At 67.9% G+C, this 19963-nt stretch carries 18 protein-coding genes; 5 read left to right on the forward strand and 13 right to left on the reverse strand.

Annotated elements, in window-relative coordinates; all coding sequences use genetic code 11:
• Positions 1 to 7: 7 nt before the first annotated feature.
• From CBM2586_RS14290 to coq7, 5 genes are all read right to left on the reverse strand, one after another.
• Complete coding sequence (locus tag CBM2586_RS14290) at positions 8 to 1813, reverse strand: peptidoglycan D,D-transpeptidase FtsI family protein (protein WP_115661097.1); 1806 nt, start codon at positions 1811 to 1813, stop codon at positions 8 to 10.
• Entirely contained in the window at positions 1813 to 2124 is a 312-nt protein-coding gene (ftsL, locus tag CBM2586_RS14295; RefSeq protein ID WP_115661096.1) for a cell division protein FtsL, read from the reverse strand. The genes CBM2586_RS14290 and ftsL overlap by 1 nt, the downstream gene beginning before the upstream one ends.
• Positions 2121 to 3122 (reverse strand): 16S rRNA (cytosine(1402)-N(4))-methyltransferase RsmH, encoded by a 1002-nt coding sequence (gene rsmH / locus CBM2586_RS14300; protein ID WP_115688137.1) that lies wholly within the window; start codon positions 3120 to 3122, stop codon positions 2121 to 2123. Before rsmH ends, ftsL begins: the two co-directional genes overlap by 4 nt.
• A gap of 7 nt (positions 3123 to 3129) precedes the next feature.
• Positions 3130 to 3558, reverse strand: a complete 429-nt coding sequence (gene mraZ / locus CBM2586_RS14305; protein ID WP_115661094.1) for a division/cell wall cluster transcriptional repressor MraZ — start codon at positions 3556 to 3558, stop codon at positions 3130 to 3132.
• Between the two features lie 437 nt (positions 3559 to 3995).
• Positions 3996 to 4619, reverse strand: a complete 624-nt coding sequence (gene coq7, locus CBM2586_RS14310) for a 2-polyprenyl-3-methyl-6-methoxy-1,4-benzoquinone monooxygenase (RefSeq protein WP_115661093.1) — start codon at positions 4617 to 4619, stop codon at positions 3996 to 3998.
• A gap of 337 nt (positions 4620 to 4956) precedes the next feature.
• On the opposite strand from coq7, the gene CBM2586_RS14315 reads away from it, so the two are divergent.
• The 4 genes from CBM2586_RS14315 (at position 4957) to CBM2586_RS14330 (ending at position 8427) form a co-directional block, all read left to right on the forward strand.
• Positions 4957 to 6090 (forward strand): porin, encoded by a 1134-nt coding sequence (locus tag CBM2586_RS14315; RefSeq protein WP_115661092.1) that lies wholly within the window; start codon positions 4957 to 4959, stop codon positions 6088 to 6090.
• A gap of 168 nt (positions 6091 to 6258) precedes the next feature.
• Complete coding sequence (locus tag CBM2586_RS14320; protein WP_115688139.1) at positions 6259 to 7260, forward strand: Bug family tripartite tricarboxylate transporter substrate binding protein; 1002 nt, start codon at positions 6259 to 6261, stop codon at positions 7258 to 7260.
• Positions 7261 to 7480: 220 nt separating this feature from the next.
• Complete coding sequence (locus CBM2586_RS14325) at positions 7481 to 7984, forward strand: MarR family winged helix-turn-helix transcriptional regulator (protein ID WP_062801825.1); 504 nt, start codon at positions 7481 to 7483, stop codon at positions 7982 to 7984.
• Positions 7981 to 8427, forward strand: a complete 447-nt coding sequence (locus CBM2586_RS14330) for a hypothetical protein (protein WP_115661090.1) — start codon at positions 7981 to 7983, stop codon at positions 8425 to 8427. Before CBM2586_RS14325 ends, CBM2586_RS14330 begins: the two co-directional genes overlap by 4 nt.
• 76 nt (positions 8428 to 8503) lie before the next feature.
• Here CBM2586_RS14330 and CBM2586_RS14335 read toward each other — a convergent pair whose 3' ends face one another.
• From CBM2586_RS14335 to CBM2586_RS14350, 4 genes are all read right to left on the reverse strand, one after another.
• Positions 8504 to 10186 (reverse strand): long-chain fatty acid--CoA ligase, encoded by a 1683-nt coding sequence (locus CBM2586_RS14335; RefSeq protein WP_115688141.1) that lies wholly within the window; start codon positions 10184 to 10186, stop codon positions 8504 to 8506.
• A gap of 187 nt (positions 10187 to 10373) precedes the next feature.
• Positions 10374 to 11036, reverse strand: a complete 663-nt coding sequence (locus CBM2586_RS14340; RefSeq protein WP_115663680.1) for a TetR/AcrR family transcriptional regulator — start codon at positions 11034 to 11036, stop codon at positions 10374 to 10376.
• A gap of 64 nt (positions 11037 to 11100) precedes the next feature.
• Positions 11101 to 12234, reverse strand: coding sequence for an aminopeptidase (locus CBM2586_RS14345; protein WP_115661088.1), 1134 nt, complete (start codon positions 12232 to 12234; stop codon positions 11101 to 11103).
• Entirely contained in the window at positions 12231 to 14339 is a 2109-nt protein-coding gene (locus CBM2586_RS14350; protein WP_115688143.1) for a molybdopterin-containing oxidoreductase family protein, read from the reverse strand. The genes CBM2586_RS14345 and CBM2586_RS14350 overlap by 4 nt, the downstream gene beginning before the upstream one ends.
• A gap of 288 nt (positions 14340 to 14627) precedes the next feature.
• On the opposite strand from CBM2586_RS14350, the gene CBM2586_RS14355 reads away from it, so the two are divergent.
• On the forward strand, positions 14628 to 15827 hold the full coding sequence (locus CBM2586_RS14355) for an ABC transporter substrate-binding protein (RefSeq protein WP_115661086.1): 1200 nt from the start codon (positions 14628 to 14630) through the stop codon (positions 15825 to 15827).
• Positions 15828 to 15907: 80 nt separating this feature from the next.
• On the opposite strand, the gene CBM2586_RS14360 is transcribed toward CBM2586_RS14355, so the two are convergent.
• Genes CBM2586_RS14360 through CBM2586_RS14375 form a run of 4 tightly spaced genes read right to left on the reverse strand, consistent with a single transcriptional unit; the run spans position 15908 to position 19891 of the window.
• A complete protein-coding gene (locus tag CBM2586_RS14360; protein WP_115661085.1) occupies positions 15908 to 16969 on the reverse strand; it encodes an ABC transporter ATP-binding protein in 1062 nt (353 codons plus the stop codon).
• Positions 16966 to 17964 (reverse strand): ABC transporter ATP-binding protein, encoded by a 999-nt coding sequence (locus CBM2586_RS14365; RefSeq protein WP_115688145.1) that lies wholly within the window; start codon positions 17962 to 17964, stop codon positions 16966 to 16968. Before CBM2586_RS14365 ends, CBM2586_RS14360 begins: the two co-directional genes overlap by 4 nt.
• A gap of 13 nt (positions 17965 to 17977) precedes the next feature.
• Complete coding sequence (locus tag CBM2586_RS14370) at positions 17978 to 18910, reverse strand: ABC transporter permease (RefSeq protein ID WP_012353975.1); 933 nt, start codon at positions 18908 to 18910, stop codon at positions 17978 to 17980.
• A gap of 3 nt (positions 18911 to 18913) precedes the next feature.
• Positions 18914 to 19891, reverse strand: coding sequence for an ABC transporter permease (locus tag CBM2586_RS14375; protein ID WP_115688147.1), 978 nt, complete (start codon positions 19889 to 19891; stop codon positions 18914 to 18916).
• Positions 19892 to 19963: the final 72 nt, after the last annotated feature.

The raw sequence follows: 19963 nt of genomic DNA on the forward strand, positions 1-19963 counted from the left end.
ATCGATCTCATTGGGTCGAGCTCCACGGTTCGCTTTCCTGAACCTTGTCGCTGACCACCAGCTGGCGGATCGGCGAATCGGGCTGGACGTTCAGTGCGCGCAGCGTGCCGCCGGTGATGGCTGCGAACGCCGGGCCGGCCACCAGGCCGCCGTAGTGGCTGCCGGCGGTGGGCTCGTCCACGCTGACGGCAACGATGATGCGCGGGTTCGACATCGGCGCCAGGCCGATGAACGAGGCGCGGTACTTGCTGCGGTTGTAGCCGCGCCCTTCATGCTTGTAGGCGGTGCCGGTCTTGCCGCCGACGCGGTAGCCCATCACCTGCGCCTCGGGCGCGGTGCCACCGGGCGCGGTCACGGTTTCCATCATCGCGCGCACGTCGCGCGCCACCTGCGGCGACAGGATGCGCTCGCCGGTGGCGGGGCCGTTGGTGCGGAACATCGTCACCGGGATCAGTTCGCCGTCATGGGCGAAGATGGTGTAGGCATGCGCCATCTGGAACAGCGACACCGACAGGCCGTAGCCGTACGACATGGTGGCCTGCTCGATCGGGCGCCAGCTCTTGTACGGGCGCACGCGTCCGGCGACCGCGCCGGGGAAGCCGATCTTGGGCGCCTGCCCCAGGCCGATGCTGGTGTACATGTCCCACATTTCCTGCGGCTTCATCATCATCGCGATCTTGGTCGTGCCGATGTTGGACGACTTCTGGATCACGCCGGTGACGGTGAGCGCGCCGTAGTTGTGGGTATCGGTGATGGTGGCGCCTTCGAAGTTGTACTTGCCGGTGGTGGCGATCACCGTCGACGGCGACACGCGCTTGAGCTGCAGCGCCAGCCCCACCGTGATCGGCTTCATCATCGAGCCGGGCTCGAAGGTGTCGGTCAGCACGCGGTTGCGCAGCTGCTCGCCCGACAGCCGGGTGCGGTCGTTGGGGTTGTAGGTGGGCCAGTTGGCCAGCGCCAGCACCTCGCCGGTCTGGGCGTCGAGCACCACCGCACTGGCGGCCTTGGCCTTGTGCTTGTCGACCACGGCCTTGAGCTCGTTGTAGGCCAGGTACTGGATCTTGGCGTCGATCGACAGCTGGATGTCCTCGCCGTCGCGCGGGGTCTTCAGCACGCCGATGTCCTCGACCACGCGGCCGAGCCGGTCCTTGATCACCTGGCGCGCGCCGGCGCGGCCGGCCAGGCCGCTCTCGCGCGCCAGCTCGACCCCTTCCTGGCCGCGGTCCTCGACGTTGGTGAAGCCGACGATATGCGCCATCGCCTCCCCTTCCGGGTAGAAGCGCTTGTATTCGCGGGTCTGGTGGATGCCTTCGATCTTCAGCGCGGCGATCTTGTCGGCGACGTCGGGCAGCACCTGGCGCTTCAGATAGACAAAGCCCTTGTCCTCGGACAGCTTCTTGCCCAGGTCCTTCTCGGACATGCCGAGCAGCCGGGCCAGCTGGCGGATCTTGCCGGCCTCGACCTGGTTGGGCACGTCCTCGGGCACCGCCCAGATCGCCTTGACCGGCAGGCTCGTGGCCAGCACCAGGCCGTTGCGGTCCAGAATCTTGCCGCGCGTGGCCGGCAATTCGAGCGTGCGCTGGAAGCGCTTCTTGCCCTCGGCCTCGTAGAACTGGTTGCCGGGCCCCTGGATCCACGCGGCGCGCACGGCGAGCGCGACGAACGCGGCGAACATCAGGAACACCACCAGCTTGGAGCGCCACATCGGCAGGCGCAGGCCCAGCACCGGGCTGGCGGCGAACTGGCCGCTGCGCGGGCGCGAGGCGGTGCCGTTGCGGTCACGGCGGGGCGGGTTGGGGCGGGCCATGCTCATCAGCGCGCCTCCGCTGCGCTGGCCGGCGCCGACGGTGCCGGCGGCAGCACGATGCCGGACAGGTACTGGGTCTTGCCGGGGTTGACCGGCGCCATCTTCAGCTGCGCGCGCGCCGCCTCGGCAATGCGGGCGCTCTTGCCCAGCGCGCTCTGCTGGTATTGCAGGCGCGACCAGTCGATATCGAGCTGCCTTTCTTCCGCCTGGGCCCGCTCCAGCGCGACGAACAGCGTGCGCGCCTGGTGCTGCGCGCTCACCAGCGACAGCGCGCACAGGATCAGCGCGGCCAGCAGGAAGAAGGTCAGGCGGTTCATGCGCGCGTACCTCCGCCAGCGGTTGACACAGCCGGGGCCAGCTTCTCGGCCACGCGCATCACCGCCGAGCGCGCGCGCGGGTTGGCGGCCACCTCTGCGGCGCCCGGCTTGAAGCGGCCGAGCAGGCGCAGCGTCGGCTGCGGCAGGTCGGCCGCGCGCAGCGGCGCGCGGCGCAGCGCCGGGTCGGCATCCTGCTGGGGACGGGCGCGCGCCGCCATGAACCGCTTGACGATGCGGTCCTCCAGCGAATGGAAGCTGATCACCACCAGGCGTCCCCCTACCTGCAGCAGGTCATACGCCGCCTTCAGCCCTCTTTCGAGGTCCTCAAGCTCTTGATTGACGTGAATCCGTAGAGCCTGAAAGGTGCGGGTCGCAGGGTCCTGACCCTTCTCGCGTGTTTTGACGGCTTTCGCCACGAGCGCGGCAAGGTCGGCAGTAGTGGCGATGGGTCCGCCATCGCCGGATTCGCTCCGGCGAGCAACAATCGCCTTTGCAATCTGTACAGCAAACCGTTCTTCCCCATAGTCTCGTATCACCCTGGCAATGTCCTGCTCATCCGCCTGCGCCAGCCACTGTGCGGCAGTGATGCCGCGCGTGGTGTCCATGCGCATGTCCAGCGGGCCCTCGAAACGAAAGGAAAACCCCCTCGCCGCCTCGTCGATCTGGGGCGAGCTGATCCCCAGGTCGAGCAGCACGCCGGCAACATGGCCGCGCCCCGCCAGGCGTTCCGCCATGGCTGCAAAGCTCGCGTGCTCAATGGAGAAGCGGGCATCCTTGATGGTGCCCGCTTCTGCGATTGCTGCTGGGTCCTTGTCGAACGCAACCAGGGCCCCGTCTGGCCCCAGCCGGGCCAGTACCGCCCGGCTGTGCCCTCCCCTGCCGAAGGTGCCGTCGACATAAACCCCGTCGGGCCGCCAGACCAGGGCGTCGACGGCCTCGTCCAGCAGCACGGTGCGATGCTGCAAGGCGGGGGTTGCCGGGGTTCCGGTAGGACTCATGACCTCTTCAGAAAGAGAAATTCTTCAATGCTTCGGGCATGCCCTGCGCCATCGCCTGCTGTTCCTTGGCGGCGTAGGTTGCGGCATCCCACACTTCGAAATGGCTGCCCATGCCGAGCAGCATGACTTCCTTGTCGAGCATGGCGGCACTGCGCAGCTCCGGTGCGATCAGCACCCGGCCCGCGCCGTCCATATCCACGTCGGCGGCGTTGCCCAGGAAGATGCGCTTCCACCAGTGCGCATCCATCGGCAGCGCTGCAATGCGCGTGCGGAAGTTTTCCCACTCGGGCCGGGGAAACAGCAGCAGGCAGCCATCCGGGTGCTTGGTCAGCGTCACCCGGCCTTCGGCCTGCTGTTGCAGCGCTTCGCGATGCCGCGACGGAATCGACATCCGCCCCTTGGCATCCAGCGACAGCGCCGATGCTCCCTGAAACAAGCTCGCTCCCCGTCCACGCCGGCCTTGCGAACGGTTCGCCGGCCGGCCTGCGCGTGAATCCTTCCGTTCCGGCTATGGTGAGAATCATCCCACGGCCGGGGCCCAATTTCACACAAAAATACACTTCCTCACACTATTTCCCACTTTAGAGGAAGCGATATGGGCGGTCAAGGCTGCAGGCGGGCCAGCAAACGAGATTTTTTTAATCAGAACAATGACTTAGCGCGCACACCTCACGCACCGCAAAAGTGAATCCTTAATGAAATGAAGATCTTAGGGAGGAAAGCAGAGAAACCACCTGAGAACCACTTGCGGAGGAACTGCCGACCGCGCGGAAAAGACCTGTCCCGGCGCGCGCCCCGAGGATACAACAATTGCCCGCCAGCCCCGCTGAATTCAGGGCTGGGAGGGACATGCCCGAACCCGGGCGCCGGACTTCAGATACGGTAGGCGGCGGTGGTCATCACGCGCGAGGCGCCGCGCATCAGCGCCCGCACCGGGGCGGGCAAGGGCATGCCGCCGGCTTCGCGCGCAGCATCGCCGTGGCGGATCTCGTCGTCGCGCATCTGCTCGAGGATCGCGCGGGAGCGGCCGTCGGACTCGGGCAGGCGGTCCAGGTGTCCACCGAGGTGGTGCTCGACCTGGCGCTCGGTCTCGGCAACGAAGCCCAGGCTGACGCGATCGCCGGCGCGGCCGGCGACCCAGCCGATGGCGAAGGCGCCGGCGTACCAGAGCGGATTGAGCAGGCTGGGACGCGAGCCCAGTTCGCGCAGGCGCTCGGCGCACCAGGCCAGGTGGTCTTCCTCTTCGCGCGCGGCCGCGCCCATCTGCGCGCGCACGGCGCCGTTGCGCGCGGTCAGCTTCTGCGCCTGGTACAGGGCCTGCGCGCAGACCTCGCCGACATGGTTGATGCGCATCAGGCCAGCCACATGGCGGCGCTCCTCGGCGCTCATCTGTTCGGTGTCCGGCGCCAGCCGGTCAGCCGGGTTGGCGCGCGCCGAGCGCGTGGCGCCGGCAATGGCGCGCAGGGCCACGTCGAATTCTTTGATCAGGGTGTCCATGTCGCAGAGGCGGTTGGAATCGGTGCCCGGGCAAGCCCCTGCCATGCTGGGGTGCGCGGCCGCGGCGCGGCACGCGGGGGCGCCATCGGGATTACCCGTATTGTAGCGTGCCTCTAATCGGCGCCAGCCCGCATCACGCCTTGCGTGGATACGCCCGGCTAGTCAGAAACCCTGAGTTGTTAAAACAAGACAAGGGGTTGGGCCCCAATGGTGAACGAAACGTTGTTTGTTACAGTACTTCGCAACTTCGAAGGAAGTTTGACGCACGGGAGATGGAGACCATCAGGAGGTTCTCTCGCGCCGTCACCAATAATTCTTACAGTGGAGATCAACGAGCATGAAGAAATCGCTTCTGGCGCTGGCAGCGCTTGGCGCATTTGCCGGGGCGGCGCAGGCCCAATCGAGCGTGACCCTGTACGGTGTGGTGGATGCCAACATCGAATACGTGAGCAACATGTCCAGCGTCACGCCCTCGATCGCCAACGGCCTGGCAACCGGCCCCGCTGAAAACGTCTTCCGGCTGACCTCGGGCGGCCTGTCCGGTTCGCGTTGGGGCCTGCGCGGCGTGGAAGACCTCGGCAGCGGCCTGAAGGCGCTGTTCGTGCTCGAAAGCGGTTTCGGTCTCGATGACGGCCGGTCGCAGCAAGGCGGCCGCCTGTTCGGTCGTCAGGCTTATGTCGGCCTGGAAAGCGCCCAGGTCGGCCGCTTCACCTTCGGTCGCCAGTACACCACGCTGTTCGACATGATGGCCAACTTCTCGCCGACCGGCTACGCCACCCAGTATGAACCGGTGGTGGCACAGCTGGGCCTGAACTTCCGCTCGGACAACACCGCCAAGTACACCGGCAAGTTCGGTCCGGTGACGGCGATCGCCCACTGGTCGTTCGGCAACGGCGTGGCCGGCGCCGGCGAAGTTCCTGGCCAGTTCCGCCGCGACACCGGCTACGGTGCCGGCCTGGCCTGGGCGGCAGGTCCGTTCGGCATTTCGGCGGCCTACGACCAGTACAACCCGACCCTGAACGCCGCCGGCGGCACCGGCGACTTCAAGAAGGCCGCGATTGCCGCGAGCTACGCCTTCGGCCCGGCCAAGCTGATGGCCGGCTACCGCTGGGGCATGAACAAGGCCGCCAACGACAACAACATCCTGAAGGACAACTACTACTGGGTGGGCGCCAACTACCAGGTCACCCCGGCACTGGGCCTGACGCTCGCCTACTTCTACGACGACGTCAAGAACCTGAACCTGGCCGCCAACGGCGTCACCAACAACATCAAGAACCCCTGGCAGATCTCGTTCGTCGCCGACTACAACCTGTCCAAGCGCACCGACGTCTACCTGACCACCGCCTACGCGAAGAACGCCGGCGTCAACTTCGACACCTCGGCCATCAGCTTCGCCAACGGCTACTTCCTGGGCACCGGCAAGGACAACATGGTCGGCGTCGCACTGGGCATCCGCCACAAGTTCTGATCCGCCCTCCACGGCCGATCCTGCAAGGCACCTTCGGGTGCCTTTTTTCATTGCCGGGCAGCGCGCGCCATAGGGCATCACCTCATCGGCGCCGCCGCGGGTGCCGACTAGAATGCACTGACCATCCCCGCCATGGGCGATCCAGCGGGCCACACCAGGAGACCAGGCATGCAACTCACTCGCCGGCGCGTCGTTGCGCTGCTGCTGTCCGCCAGCCTTGGCGCGCTCGCCAGCCAGCCGGCGCTGGCCGCCGACCCGTATCCGGCCAGGCCGATCCGGCTGGTGGTGCCCTTTGCCGCCGGCGGCACCACCGACATCCTGGCGCGCGCGGTGGCGGCCGAACTGGCCAAGCTGCCGGGCTGGAACGTGGTGGTCGACAACAAGCCCGGCGCCGGCGGCAATATCGGCGCCGACATCGTCGCCAAGGCCGCGCCAGACGGCTACACGCTGCTGATGGGCACCGTCGGCACCCACGGCATCAACCAGTCGCTGTACGGCAAGCTGCCGTTCGACCCGATCAAGGACTTCGCGCCGATCACCGAGGTGGCGGCGGTGCCCAACGTGCTGGTGCTCAATCCCGCGTTTGCGCAGCAGAACAAGATCGAAAGCGTCAAGGACCTGATCGCCTATGCGCGCGCCAACCCCGGCAAGATCAACATGGCCTCGAGCGGCAACGGCACCTCGATCCACCTCGCGGGCGAACTGTTCAAGACGCAAACCCGGACCTTCATGGTGCACTTCCCGTACAAGGGCAGCGGGCCCGCGCTGACCGACCTGGCGGGCGGCACCATGCAGGTGATGTTCGACAACCTGCCGTCGTCGATGGCGCTGATCAAGAGCGGCAAGCTGAAGGCGCTGGCCGTGACCAGCGCCAGGCCGTCGCCGGCGCTGCCGGGCGTGCCCACCATCGCCCAGGCCGCGGGCCTGCCGCAGTACGAGGCCAGCTCGTGGTTCGGCCTGCTGGCGCCGGCGGGTACGCCGCCGGACGTGATCCAGCGCATCCAGCAGGAAGTGGCCAAGGCGCTGGGCGCCCCGGCGGTGCGCGAGCGGCTGCAGGCACAGGGCGCCGAGCCGGTCGGCAACACGCCCGAGCAGTTCGCCGCCTTCATCCGCGCCGAAACCACGAAATGGGCCAAGGTGGTCAAGGATTCAGGCGCCAAGGTGGATTGACGCCACACCGAGGCTGGCGTGACGCCACACCGAGGCTGGCGTGACGCCACACCGAGGCTGGCGTGACGCCACACCGAGGCTGGCGTGACGCCGGATTGATCGCCGGCAGGGCCGCGGCGCGCATCGCGCATATACTTGAGGCATCAAATGTCGGCCGCCCGCAGCGTGGGCGGTCCCTGGCGGCGCTTGCCGCACACCTGCCACCCAGGCCGCACCGAAGATGCCAAACCTGTCCCCTGCGGCGGGCGCCGAGAGCGCGCCGGTCGACCTCGAAACCCGCGCCGACCACACCGAGCACGAGGCCCTGCGGCTGTGGCTGCGGCTGCTGACCTGCACCAACCTGATCGAAGCCGATATCCGCTCGCGGCTGCGCCAGGACTTCGCCTGCACCCTGCCCCGCTTCGACCTGATGGCACAGCTCGACCGCCATCCCGAAGGGCTCAAGATGGGTGAGCTGTCGCGCCGCATGATGGTGACCGGCGGCAACGTCACGGGCATCACCGACCAGCTGCAGCAGGAAGGGCTGGTCTCGCGCGAGGCCCTGCCCACCGATCGGCGCGCCTACCTGATCCGGCTGACGCCGGCCGGGCGCGCCGCGTTCTCGCGCATGGCGCGCGCGCACGAGGACTGGATCGGGCAACTGTTCTCGGGCCTGGCCGAGACCGACCGGCGCGCCTTGTTCCGACTGCTTGGCCGGCTCAAATCCGGCCTGATCTCGCCATGAAACCGCTTGCCATCCTTACCCTGTGCGGCGTGCTGCCGGTGCTGGCCGCCTGCAGCACGCCACAGCCACCGCAGGTCGCCCCGGTGAACGCCACCATCAAGATCGGCCGCGTCACGGAACGGGTGTTCCTGACCCGCCTGGACGTGGCCCAGGTGCCTTACTACTATGGCGGCGGCACCAGTGTCGGCGTGGGTGCGGCCAGTGGCAGCCACGGCGGCGGCGGCGTCGGCGTGGGCTTTGCCTTCGACCTGAGCCGGCTGTTCAGCAAGCCGGCGCCGGTGCAGCAGGTAGACCTGTTCCAGTACAAGGTGCGCACGCTGGACGGCGCGACGGTCACGGCCAACGCACCGGCAGTGCCGGGGCTGGAACCCGGCGCCTGCGTGCGCGTGATCTACCCCGACAACGGCCAGGAGCCGCAGCTGGCGCCATCGAACGAATGCTGATCCCGGGCGGCCCCGCCTGAATGCACAACGGCCTCCGCGGAGGCCGTTGTCATTTGCACAGCAGGCCTGCTCGGGTTCAGGCTGCCGCGCGGCTGTCGCGCAGTTCGCGGCGCAGGATCTTGCCGACGTTGGTCTTCGGCAGCTCGGTGCGGAACTCGACGTACTTGGGCCGCTTGTAGCCGGTCAGGCGCTCCTTGCAGAACTCGATCACGTCGGCCTCGGTCAGCCCGGGGTCCTTCTTCACCACGAACAGCTTGACCACCTCGCCCGAGTGCGTGTCCGGCACGCCGACGGCCGCCACTTCCAGCACGCCCGGGCACTCCGCCACCACGCCCTCGACTTCGTTCGGATACACGTTGAAGCCCGACACCAGGATCATGTCCTTCTTGCGGTCGACGATCCTGGTATAGCCGCGCTCGTCCATCACGCCGATGTCGCCGGTCTTGAAGAAGCCGTCGGGGCTCATGACCTTGGCGGTCTCGTCCGGGCGGTTCCAGTAGCCGGCCATCACCTGCGGGCCGCGGATGCAGATCTCGCCGGGCTGGCCCAGCGGCACGTCGTTGCCGTCGTCGTCGCGGATCACGACTTCGGTCGACGGCAGCGGCATGCCGATGGTGCCCGAGAACGCATCGGTGTCGGTCGGGTTGCAGGTGGCCGAAGGCGAGGTCTCGGACAGGCCGTAGCCCTCGATGATGGGGCAGCCGGTCTTGGCCAGCCATTGCTTGGCCACCGCCTCCTGCACCGCCATGCCGCCGCCGTTGGCCACGCGCAGGCCGGAGAAGTCGACCTTGCCGATCTCCGGGTTGTTGAGCAGCGCGTTGTACAGCGTGTTGACGGCCGGGAACATGTTGAACTTGTACTTCTGCAGTTCCTTGATGAATCCCGGGATGTCGCGCGGATTCGGGATCAGCACGCTGGTGCCGCCGCTGCGCATGCCCAGCAGGCAGCAGACCGTCAGCGCAAAGATGTGGTACAGCGGCAGCGCCGTGATGGTGATGGGCTGGTCGATATGGGCGCCCTTGTTCAGCGCCGGCTGCATCCACGCCTCGGACTGCAGCACGTTGGCGACCACGTTACGGTGCAGCAGCACCGCGCCCTTGGACACGCCCGTGGTGCCGCCGGTGTACTGCAGGAAGGCGATGTCGTCGGGCCCGGTGGTGGCCGGCTGCAGCGTCAGCTTGCGGCCTTCGGCCAGCACGCTGTTGAAGCGCACGCAGTTGGGCAACTCCCACGCCGGCACCATCTTCTTGACGTTGCGCACGACGAAATTGACGATCGCGCCCTTCAGCCCGCCCAGCATGTCGCCCATGCTGGCCACCACCACGTGCTTGACCGGGGTCCGGGGCAGCACCTGCTGCAGCGTCGCGGCAAAGTTCTCCAGGATCACGATGGCTTCGGCGCCGCTGTCCTTGAGCTGGTGCTCGAGCTCGCGCGGGGTGTAGAGCGGGTTGACGTTGACCACCACGAACCCCGCGCGCAGCACCGCGGCCAGCACCACCGGGTATTGCAGCACGTTGGGCATCATGATTGCCACGCGCGCGCCGGGTCGCAGCCCGCGCGACTGCAGCCATGCGGCAAAGTGGGACGAGAGCCGGTCCAGCTCACCGTAGGTGATGGCCTTGTCCATGCAGATGAAGGCCTTGCGGTCGGCATAGGTATGGAAAGACGCCTCGAGCAGGGCAGCGAGCGAGCGGAACTGGCTGGCATCGATCTCGGCAGGCACGCCGGCCGGGTAGTGTTTCAGCCAGATTCTTTCCATAGCACCGTCTCCTGAATTTCTGAATGGTCGTTCGATTTTTCCGAGATGCTAAACGTGCGTCCAGGTTAAAACAACAACTTAGACGAAGTCCTCGGGGTCGTTCGCCAATCCTGGCCGCCCCTGGCGAGCATTATGCGCCACCGATCGGACATGGGCAGCGGGATAACCCCTAGTGTGCGCGCCGCGCTCACCCGTTGCTGGGCAGCACCAGCTTCATCATGCTGGCCGCGAGTTCCTGCGCCAGGGTCTCGGGCTCGGTGCGCCCGGGTTCGTGCCAGGTGTACAGGAACCCGACCACGCTGCCGATCGCATGGGCGGTCACGCGCGCGTCGCCAAAGGCGAACACGCCCTCGCGCTTGCCTTCCTCCAGCAGTGCATAAAGGTCGCGATAGAACTCGCGTGCCATGCTGTCGAGCCAGGCTACGGTGTCCGGGCGCAGGTATTGCCGGTCGCGAAAGCTCAGCGTGGCCGGCACATGGCACGCGATGCAGCGCCGCGCCATCTCGAGCAGGCAGGCGTGCAGGCGGTCCGTGACGGGTTGCCCCGGATCGGCGGTCTCGCGGATCACGGGCAGGCAGGTCTGCGCCGACTCGCGGCACAGGATGTCGAAGATCTCGTACTTGTCAGTGAAATAGTAATAGACCGCCGGCTTGGTCACGCCCAGCGCGCGGCACAGGTCGTTCATGGTCATGCCGGGGTAGCCCTTGCTGTAGAACAGCTGCGCGGCGGTATCGAGGATCTGCCGGCGGCGCGCCTCCTGGCGCTCGGCGATATGCGGGCGGGCCGGCTGGGGCTGCGTCGGCGCGCCCGACGGCGGCACCAGCGGTTCGGATCTGGGAGCAATCGACATGACGGCATTCTCGCACGGGCGCACCGCGCGGCACCGCGGTTGCCCGCCGGAAGCCAGGGGCGGCCTAGTTGACCGCTGCCTTGCCGCCCGCGGCCAGCGTCTCGGTGCGGGTGGCCGGCGGCGCCAGCCGGCGCAATGCCGCCTCGCGCTCGCCGGCGGGCAGCGCGCCGATGCGGCGCGCCTCGGCATAGAAGCGCTGCCAGTCGCCGTCGCAGCGCGCCAGCAGCGCGGTGAAGGCCGGCACCCATTGCTGGTACGTCGCCACCGCGGCCAGGTGGGCATTGGTCAGTGGCTGGTCGAACCAGCGGTCATAGCCGCTGTAGCCGCCCCACTCCGCGCGCAGTCGCGCATAGCCGGCGCGCAGGTCGGCAAAGATCTTCGCCTTGCCCTCGCGCTTGGCGGCGTCGTCGAGCGGGGTCTGGTACAGCGCCACCAGCCGGTCGCGCGTGCCCAGCAGCAGCGCGCGGAACTGCTGGCGCCGGGCATCGTACTGGCGATAGCTGGTACGCGCGTCCTCCGACGCATCCTGGTCCAGCCAGCGCTCGACGCCGGCCGCTTCCACCGCGGTGGCAAAGGACTCGTTGAAGGCAGTGTCGTTGCGTACGTACACCACCTGGTGCGCCAGCTCATGGAAGATCAGCCGCGCCAGTTCGCCCTCGGGCAGGTAGACGAAGGTGTTGAGCAGCGGGTCATCGAAATAGCCCAGCGTCGAATAGGCCGGGACGCCGGCCACATAGGTCTCGAGCCCGTCCCGGCGCAGGCCTTGCGCATACTGCTCGGCATCGGCCAGGGCGTAGTAACCGCGGTAGCTGATGCAGCCGACGATGGGGAAGCACCACTTGCGCAGTTCCAGCGACAGCTCGGGCGTGGCGAACACGCTCCACACCACATACGGCCGGTGCAGGTTGGCGTAGCGCCGATAACTACCGTTGTCGGGCAGCTTCAGCTCGCGCGAGGCAAAGTCGCGCATGCGGCCGGCCAGCGCCAGGCGCTGGGCCAGGCGCGCATCCTTGGCATCGTGCGCGCTGGCGATGGCGTCGGTCAGCGGCTGCGCCTGCGCCATCACGCCGAGATGGCCGCCGATCGACTGCGCGTAGTAGCCAACCGCCTCGCATCCCGCCGTCAGCAGCACCAGGGCCGACAGCGCCGCCGCCCCCACGAGTGCCGCCCAGCCGCGGCGGCCGCGCGGGCGCGTCATGCCGCCTCGACTGCCCCTTGCGCGCAGGCTTCGACCTGCACCAGGCAGTCGTAGAACACCGGCGCCCGGCCCAGGTCGGTCAGGCGCTGGCTGGTCAGCTCATTGGCGTTCTTGCCGTCGGGCGCGAGCTTCTTCCACCAGATCGACAGCCCTACCACCAGGCCGCGCCGGGCGCGATCGGTGACGCGCGCGCGCGCCACCATGCTGCCGCGGTCATTGAAGGCGCGCACCAGCGCGCCGTGCACGATGCCGCGCTCGGCGGCGTCGGCCGGATGGATGTCCAGGTGCGGCTCGCCCTCGGTGGCGCGCAGGCTGTCGACGTTGACGAACGAGCTGTTGAGGAAGTTGCGCGCCGGCGGCGAGATCATCGCCAGCGGATAGCGCGCGGCCAGTTCAGGCGCGGTCTGCGGCGCTTCGTACTGCGGCACGTAGTCCGGCAGCGGGTCGAAGCCGTCGCGCGCCATCGGCTCGGAATAAAACTGGCACTTGCCCGATGGCGTGGGGAAACCGCCCTCGGCGAACGGCGCTGCCGGCAGCGCCAGCTTCTGCCAGCCCTGCGCTTTCAGCGAATCCCAGCTGATGCCGGCAGCGCGCGCATCGTCCGGCAGGATCGCCTGCGCGGCAATGGTCTCGTCGCTGTCGGCAAAGCAGGCGTCGTTAAAGCCCATGCGCTGCGCCAGCCGGCGGAAGATCTCGGTATTGGGCAGGGCCTCGCCCAGCGGCGCGATGGCCGCGTTGTTGGCCAGGAAATAGGTATGGCCGTAGGCCTTGTGCACGTCGGTGTGCTCGAGCTGCGTGGTCGCCGGCAGGATGATGTCGGCGTAGTCGGCGGTGTCGGTGCGGAAGTGCTCCAGCACCACCGTGAACAGGTCCTCGCGCGCGAAGCCGGCGGCGACCTTGCCGGATTCCGGCGCCACCGCCACCGGGTTGCTGTTGTAGACCACCAGCGCCTCGATGCGCGGCGCGCCGGGAGCGGCTTCTGCCAGCAGGGCATCGCCGATGGTGCTCATGTTGACCAGGCGCGGCAGTTGCTGCGGCCAGCCCGGCAGCAGGTCCGGGCGCTGCAGCGCCGCCTCGTTGACCGGGAAGAAGCCGGAGGTCGACAGCTGCAGCCCACCCGCCGGATCGCGCCACGCGCCCACCAGCGACGGCAGGCACGCCACCGCGCGCACCGCCTGGCCGCCGCCGTGCACGCGCTGCATGCCGTAGTTCAGGCGGATCGCCACCGGCTGGCGCTCGCGCACCGCCAGTTGGCCGTAGAGCCCGGCCAGCCATTCGATGTCCTCGACCGGGATGCCGCAGATCCCGGCGGCGCGCGCCGGGCTATAGGCCTGCGCCCGCTCGCGCAGCGCCTCGAAGCCCACGGTGTGGCGTTCGATGTAGTCGTGGTCGAGCAGGCCGTCGCGGATCAGAACGTGGATCATCGCCAGCGCCAGCGCGCCGTCGGTTCCGGGCATCGGCGCGATATGGCGGTGGCACTTCTCGGCGCTCAGCGAGCGGTACGGGTCGATCGCCACCAGCGTGGCGCCGCGCCGCTTGGCCTCCTGCGCGCGCGTCCAGAAGTGCAGGTTGGAGGCAATCGGGTTGCCGCCCCAGATGATCACCAGTTTGGCGTCGACCACGTGCTCCATGTCCATGCCCACGCTGGCGCCGTAGGTGTAGCGCAGCGCGGTGGCGCCGGCGCTGGCGCAGATGGTGCGGTCCAGCCGCGACGCGCCCAGCTTGTTGAAGAAGCGCGCGGCCATGCTTTCGCCCTGCACCAGCCCCATGGTGCCGGCATAGCTGTACGGCACGATCGCCTGCGGATCGCGCGCGGCGATCGCCTGCAGGCGTGTGGCGATGGTGTCGAGCGCCTCATCCCACGAGATCGGCGCGAACTTGCCCTCGCCCTTCCGGCCGATGCGCTTCATCGGCGTGAGCAGGCGGTCCGGGTGGTAGGTGCGCTCGGTGTAGCGCGACACCTTGGTGCACAGCACGCCCTGCGTGCCGGGATGGTCTGGATCGCCCGCTACCTTGACGGCACGGCCGCCCTCGACGGTGACGAGCAAGGCACAAGTATCGGGGCAGTCATGCGGGCAGGCGGCGCGGACGATGCGGGAAGCCATGGGGTCTCCGGGCGGGGGCTGTGTTGTTTTCGTTCGGTCGTACGGAACTGGAGATGCCGGCGCAGGCCGCGGGTGGCGGCGCCTGCGCCGCGCCGGCTGGCGGCGCATTGCCCCGGGCGTGCGGGGCGATGGCGGGAAGTATCTCGTGCCGATTGTATTCGATTATGATGTGCCGGCGCGCTCGCGGCACAGACCGGGACGCGCACCATGCCGCACGATCCAGCAGCTCGCCGGCGCAGACCGGCCAACGCGGCCAACGGGTAACCGAACCAACATTCGCGGGGGTTTATGTCTTTCCGATCCGGGGTCAACGGCCGGCTTGCCGGCCTGCTGGTGGCGTGCGCCATCGGCACTGGCGGCGCGTCCTGCGCCGCTTTCGCGGCGAATACCGCGGCCACCACCACAGCCGAGCAAGGCGTCACCGCCGACACCATCCTGCTGGGCCAGTCCGCCGCGCTGACGGGCCCGACCGCGGTGCTCGGCAAGCAGATGAATTCAGGCGCGCTGCTGTATTTCGACCACATCAACCAGCAGGGCGGCATCCACGGGCGCAAGATCCGGCTCGAGGCGCTGGACGACTATTACGAACCCGAACCGGCGGCAAAGAATACGAAGAAGCTGATCGAAGAGGATCGCGTCTTCGCCCTGTTCGGCTATGTCGGCACACCCACCAGCCAGGCCGCGCTGCCGCTGGCGATCCAGGCCAGGGTGCCGTTCTTCGGTCCGTACACGGGCGCGCAGTCGCTGCGCGAGCCGCGCAGCCGCTACGTGTTCCATGTGCGCGCCGGCTACAACGAGGAAACCGCGGCGATCCTGCGCCAGATCCAGACCACCGGGCTCAAGCGCGTGGCCGTGGTCTACAACGAGGATGCCTACGGCAAGGCCGGCCTGGACGGGCTCGAGCGCGCGCTCAAGGCCGCGCCCGACAGCGGCGTGCAGATCGTCGCGCGCGAGCCCGTGGTGCGCAACACCACGGAGATCGGCGACGCCATGCAGGGCTCGATGAAGGCCAGGCCCGACGCCGTGGTCATGATCAGCGCCTACCGCACCGCCGGCGCCTTCGTGAAGGAAGCGCTGCGCCGCGGCTACAACGGCCAGTTCTACAACGTGTCCTTCGTCGGCACGCAGGCGCTGGCCAACGTGGTGGGCGCGCAAGGCAGCGGCGTGATCATCTCGCAGGTAATGCCGCACCCGGGCAACGCCACGCTGCCGATCGTGCGCGAATACCTGCGGCTGCTGCAGGCCGCGGGCAAGCCCAGCGAGTTCGACTACGCCAGCATCGAAGGCTTCATCGCCGCCAAGGCCTTCACCGAGGGCCTGCGCCGCGCCGGCAAGGACCTGACGCGCGAGAAGCTGGTGACCGCGCTGGAATCGATGCGCAACTACGATCTCGGCGGGTTTATCGTCAACTTCACGCCGGACAACCATGTCGGCTCGAAGTTCGTCGAGATGACGATCATCAATTCGAAGGGGCAGGTGATCCGCTGAAGCGGGCCCCATGATCGCTGGTTTGCTCCCCTCTCCCGCGAGCAAGAGAGGGGAGCAAACCAGTGCGATCGTCACAGGCCCTACTTCATGTCATTCAAATGGCATGCCGAGAACCTCAGCGGCGCAATTTCCTTGAGCAGCGGCTGCTCTTCCCGGCAACGCGGCATCGCGTGCGGGCAGCGCGGATGGAAATGGCAGCCGCTCGGCGGGTTCAGCGGCGATGGGATCTCGCCGCGGATCGCGACATAGGTCTTGCGCGCCACCTCCAGTTTAGGCGCCTCCGCCAGCAGCGCTTGCGTATAGGGATGGTTGGGCGCGGCGAACACGTCTTCGGTCGGCGCGGATTCGACCACCCGGCCCAGGTACATGATCACCACCCGGTCGCTGATGTGCTTGACCACGCCCAGGTCGTGGCTGATGAACAGGTAGGTCAGGTTCAGTTCTTCGCGCAGGCGCATGAACAGGTTCAGCACCTGGGCCTGGATCGACACGTCCAGTGCCGCCACGGATTCATCGCAGACCAGGAACTCGGGCTTCACCGCGAGCGCGCGTGCAATGCCGATGCGCGCGCGCTGGCCGCCTGAGAACTGGTGCGGAAAGCGGCGCAGCACGGTCGGGTCCATGCCCACGCGCACCAGCATGTCCTCGACATAGCCCTTCTGCGCGCCGCGCCCGACCAGACCGTGCACCACCGGCGCCTCGCCGACGATGTCGAGCACCCGCAGCCGCGGGTTGAGCGAGGCATACGGGTCCTGGAAGATCATCTGGATCGCCAGTTGCTTCTCGCGGCGCTGGTCCGGCGGCAGGTGGTCCAGGTTGGTGCCGCGCCACAGCCGCTCGCCTTCGGTCAGCGAATGCAGGCCCACCGCCATGCGGCCGAGCGTGGACTTGCCACAGCCGGACTCGCCCACCAGCCCTACCACTTCGCCGGCGCGGATGCTCAGGTCGACGCGGTCCACCGCGTGCACCACCTCTTCGCGCGCATGCGCGCCGAACAGGTTGGCGATGCGCGCCGCCGCATCGAGCGACTTGACGAAACGCTTGGACACGCCGCGCAGTTCGAGGATCGGCGCGGCGGGCGTGGCGCCTTCCTGCCCGGCGGGTTCGGTCATCGGTCGGGATTGCAGTGCAGTGGCGTTCATGCCGCCTCCTGGTTGGCCAGCACCGGATGGAAGCAGCGCAGCCGCCGCCCGTCGGCGGCGGTCTCCAGCGGCGGCTCGGTCTTGCATGCCGCGGTGGCATAGGGACAGCGTTCGCGGAACGAGCAGCCGCCCGGCAGGTTCAGCAGCGATGGCGTCATGCCCGGGATCTGCCGCAGCGGCGCGCCGCGCGGATTGCGCGACGGCGCCGAACTGATCAAGCCGTGGGTGTAGGGATGCTCGGGGTGCTCCAGCACCTGGCGCACGTCGCCGGCCTCGACGATCTTGCCGGCATACATCACGCATACCGAATCGGCCAGCCCCGCCACCACCGACAGATCGTGGGTGATCCAGATCAGCGCCGTGCCGGACTCGCGGCAAAGGGTCTGCATCTCGTACAGGATCTGGCCCTGGATGGTGACGTCGAGCGCGGTGGTCGGTTCGTCGGCAATGATCAGGTCGGGCTTGTTCAGCAACGCCGTGGCAATCGCCACGCGCTGGCGCATGCCGCCCGAGAACTGGTGCGGATAGGCCTGCAGGCGCTCGTCCGGCGACGGGATGCCGACCCGCGCCAGCGCATTGCGCGCGCGCTCGCGCGCCACCGCCTTGCTTACGTTCTCGTGCGCCAGCACCGCCTCGATCATCTGCGTATCGATGCGCAGCACCGGGTTCAGCGTCATCATCGGATCCTGGAAGATCATGGCGATGCGGTTGCCGCGCACGTCGCGCTGCTGCGCCGGCGTGAGCGCGCGCAGGTCGCGCGTCACGCCGTCGCGGCTGGTCAGCGCGATGCGGCCGTCGACGATCTTCCCGGGCGGGTCGATCAGCCCCATGATCGAATAGCCGGTCATGGACTTGCCCGAGCCGGATTCGCCTACCAGCCCCATGATCTCGCCGCGGCCCACGCTGAAGGAGACATCGTCGACGGCCCTGGCGATGCCGCCGCGCGTATAGAAATGCGTTTTCAGGTGTTCGACCACCAGTGTCGGTTGTGCCATCTCGCGCTCCCGGTTATTGCGTCTGCAGGCGCGGGTTCAGCACATCGCGCAGCTGGTCGGCGACCAGGTTCATCGCCACGATGGTGACCACCAGCGCGATGCCCGGGAAGAAGCTGATCCAGTACTTGCCCGACAGCATGTACTGCTGGCCGTTCGAGATCAGCGAGCCGAGCGACGGCTCGGTGATCGGCACCCCCAACCCAAGGAAGGACAGCGTCGCCTCCAGCGTGATTGCCGAAGCCACCTGCAGCGCCGCGATCACGATCAGCGGCGGCAGGCAGTTGGGCAGCAGGTGGCGGAACATGATGCGCGCCGGCGGCAGGCCCAGGCAGGTGGCGGCCTCGATGTATTCCTTGCGCCGTTCGACCAGCGCGGCGCTGCGCGTGGTGCGCGCGTAGTAGGCCCACTGCACCGCCACCAGCGCGATCACGATATTGCCCAGCCCGGGGCGCAGGAAGGCCAGCAGGATCAGCGCCAGCAGGATCGGCGGGAACGACAGCTGCAGGTCCGCCACGCGCATGATGAAGGCCTCGGTGCGCCCGCCCAGGAAGCCGGCCAGCAAGCCTAGCGTTGCGCCCAGCAGCAGCGCGATCAGGGTGCTGACCACGCCCACGCCGATGCTGATACGCAGCCCGTACATCACCGCCGACAGGATGTCGCGCCCCTGCTCGTCCGAGCCCAGCAGGAAGGTCATGCCGCTGCCGGCCTGCTCGCCCGGCGCCAGGCGCGCGTCGAGCACGTCCAGCGTGGCCAGGTCATACGGGTTCTGCGGCGCCAGCCACGGCGCGAAGATCGCGATCAGGATGATGGTCACCAGCGTGGCCAGTCCCGCCACGGCGATCTTGCTGGCAAAGAACTCCGCGGCAAAGCGCCGCCATGGGGACTGCTCGCGCGCCGCGGCGGGCGGCGGCGTCTTGTCTTCGGGTTCGACTGTGACTGCGGTCATGGCTCAGCCCTTGTTGTCGGCAATGCGCACGCGCGGATCGAGCATGCTGTAGATGATGTCCACCACCAGGTTGATCAGGATGAACAGGGTCACGATCACCATCAGGTAGGCGACGATCACCGGCCGGTCCAGCAGCTGGATCGAGTCGATGATGAGCTTGCCCATGCCGGGCCAGGCAAAGATGGTCTCGGTCACGATCGCAAAGGCAATGATCGAGCCGAACTGCAGCGCGATCACGGTGACGATCGGGATCAGGATGTTCTTGAGCACATGCACGCCGACGATGCGGGTGTTCGACAGTCCCTTGGCGCGCGCGAACTTGACGTAATCCTGCAGCATCGCCTCCTGCGTGCCGGCGCGCGTGAGCCGGATCACCATGGCGATGTTGAGCAGCGACAGCGTCACCGCCGGCAGGATCAGGTGCCGGATCCCGTCCGCGGTCAGGAAGCTGAGCGGGATGCCGAGCACGCGCACGGTCTCGCCGCGGCCGTTGGACGGCAGCCAGCCCAGTTGCACCGCGAACACCATGATCAGCATCAGCCCGACCCAGAAGGTCGGCAGCGAGAAGCCCAGGATCGACACCGTCATGATCGACTTGCCGGCAATGCCCTTGGGCCGCAGCCCGGCCCACAGCCCCAGCGGGATGCCCAGCACGATCGCCAGCAGGATCGCGCAGACCGCCAGCTCCATGGTCGCGGGCATGCGCTCGAAGATCAGCTTGAGCGCAGGCGTGCCGTGCGCGAACGAGGTACCGAGGTTGCCTTGCAGCGCATTCTGCAGGAACACCCAGTATTGCTCCCACAGCGGCTTGTCCAGGCCCAGCGCCGCGATGGTGCGCTTGATGTCCTCCTGGTCGGCCTGCGGGTTGATCAGGATATCGACGGGATTGCCGATGGCAAAGACGCCGAGGAAAACCAGCAGCGACATGGCGAAGAGCACGACCACGCTCTGCATCAGGCGCCGGATGATAAAGACCAGCATGTTCAGACCACTATCCTTTCGCGCGCGAATGCGCACGCCGCCCGGGAGCGCCATGCGCTTCCAGGCGGCGCG

Origin of the sequence: Cupriavidus taiwanensis, assembly GCF_900250115.1 — a bacterium.
In the GTDB taxonomy this organism is placed as follows: domain Bacteria; phylum Pseudomonadota; class Gammaproteobacteria; order Burkholderiales; family Burkholderiaceae; genus Cupriavidus; species Cupriavidus taiwanensis_B.

Bases quoted from the DNA above. Each gene is read 5' to 3' on its own strand.
- CBM2586_RS14330 (WP_115661090.1), top strand. From the start codon at position 7,981: ATGAAACCGCTTGCCATCCTTACCCTGTGCGGCGTGCTGCCGGTGCTG.
- CBM2586_RS14320 (WP_115688139.1), top strand. From the start codon at position 6,259: ATGCAACTCACTCGCCGGCGCGTCGTTGCGCTGCTGCTGTCCGCCAGC.
- CBM2586_RS14360 (WP_115661085.1), bottom strand. From the start codon at position 16,969: ATGAACGCCACTGCACTGCAATCCCGACCGATGACCGAACCCGCCGGG.
- CBM2586_RS14290 (WP_115661097.1), bottom strand. From the start codon at position 1,813: ATGAGCATGGCCCGCCCCAACCCGCCCCGCCGTGACCGCAACGGCACC.
- CBM2586_RS14335 (WP_115688141.1), bottom strand. From the start codon at position 10,186: ATGGAAAGAATCTGGCTGAAACACTACCCGGCCGGCGTGCCTGCCGAG.
- CBM2586_RS14325 (WP_062801825.1), top strand. From the start codon at position 7,481: ATGCCAAACCTGTCCCCTGCGGCGGGCGCCGAGAGCGCGCCGGTCGAC.
- coq7 (WP_115661093.1), bottom strand. From the start codon at position 4,619: ATGGACACCCTGATCAAAGAATTCGACGTGGCCCTGCGCGCCATTGCC.
- CBM2586_RS14345 (WP_115661088.1), bottom strand. From the start codon at position 12,234: ATGACGCGCCCGCGCGGCCGCCGCGGCTGGGCGGCACTCGTGGGGGCG.
- ftsL (WP_115661096.1), bottom strand. From the start codon at position 2,124: ATGAACCGCCTGACCTTCTTCCTGCTGGCCGCGCTGATCCTGTGCGCG.
- CBM2586_RS14365 (WP_115688145.1), bottom strand. From the start codon at position 17,964: ATGGCACAACCGACACTGGTGGTCGAACACCTGAAAACGCATTTCTAT.
- rsmH (WP_115688137.1), bottom strand. From the start codon at position 3,122: ATGAGTCCTACCGGAACCCCGGCAACCCCCGCCTTGCAGCATCGCACC.
- CBM2586_RS14315 (WP_115661092.1), top strand. From the start codon at position 4,957: ATGAAGAAATCGCTTCTGGCGCTGGCAGCGCTTGGCGCATTTGCCGGG.
- CBM2586_RS14375 (WP_115688147.1), bottom strand. From the start codon at position 19,891: ATGCTGGTCTTTATCATCCGGCGCCTGATGCAGAGCGTGGTCGTGCTC.
- CBM2586_RS14340 (WP_115663680.1), bottom strand. From the start codon at position 11,036: ATGTCGATTGCTCCCAGATCCGAACCGCTGGTGCCGCCGTCGGGCGCG.
- CBM2586_RS14355 (WP_115661086.1), top strand. From the start codon at position 14,628: ATGTCTTTCCGATCCGGGGTCAACGGCCGGCTTGCCGGCCTGCTGGTG.
- CBM2586_RS14350 (WP_115688143.1), bottom strand. From the start codon at position 14,339: ATGGCTTCCCGCATCGTCCGCGCCGCCTGCCCGCATGACTGCCCCGAT.
- CBM2586_RS14370 (WP_012353975.1), bottom strand. From the start codon at position 18,910: ATGACCGCAGTCACAGTCGAACCCGAAGACAAGACGCCGCCGCCCGCC.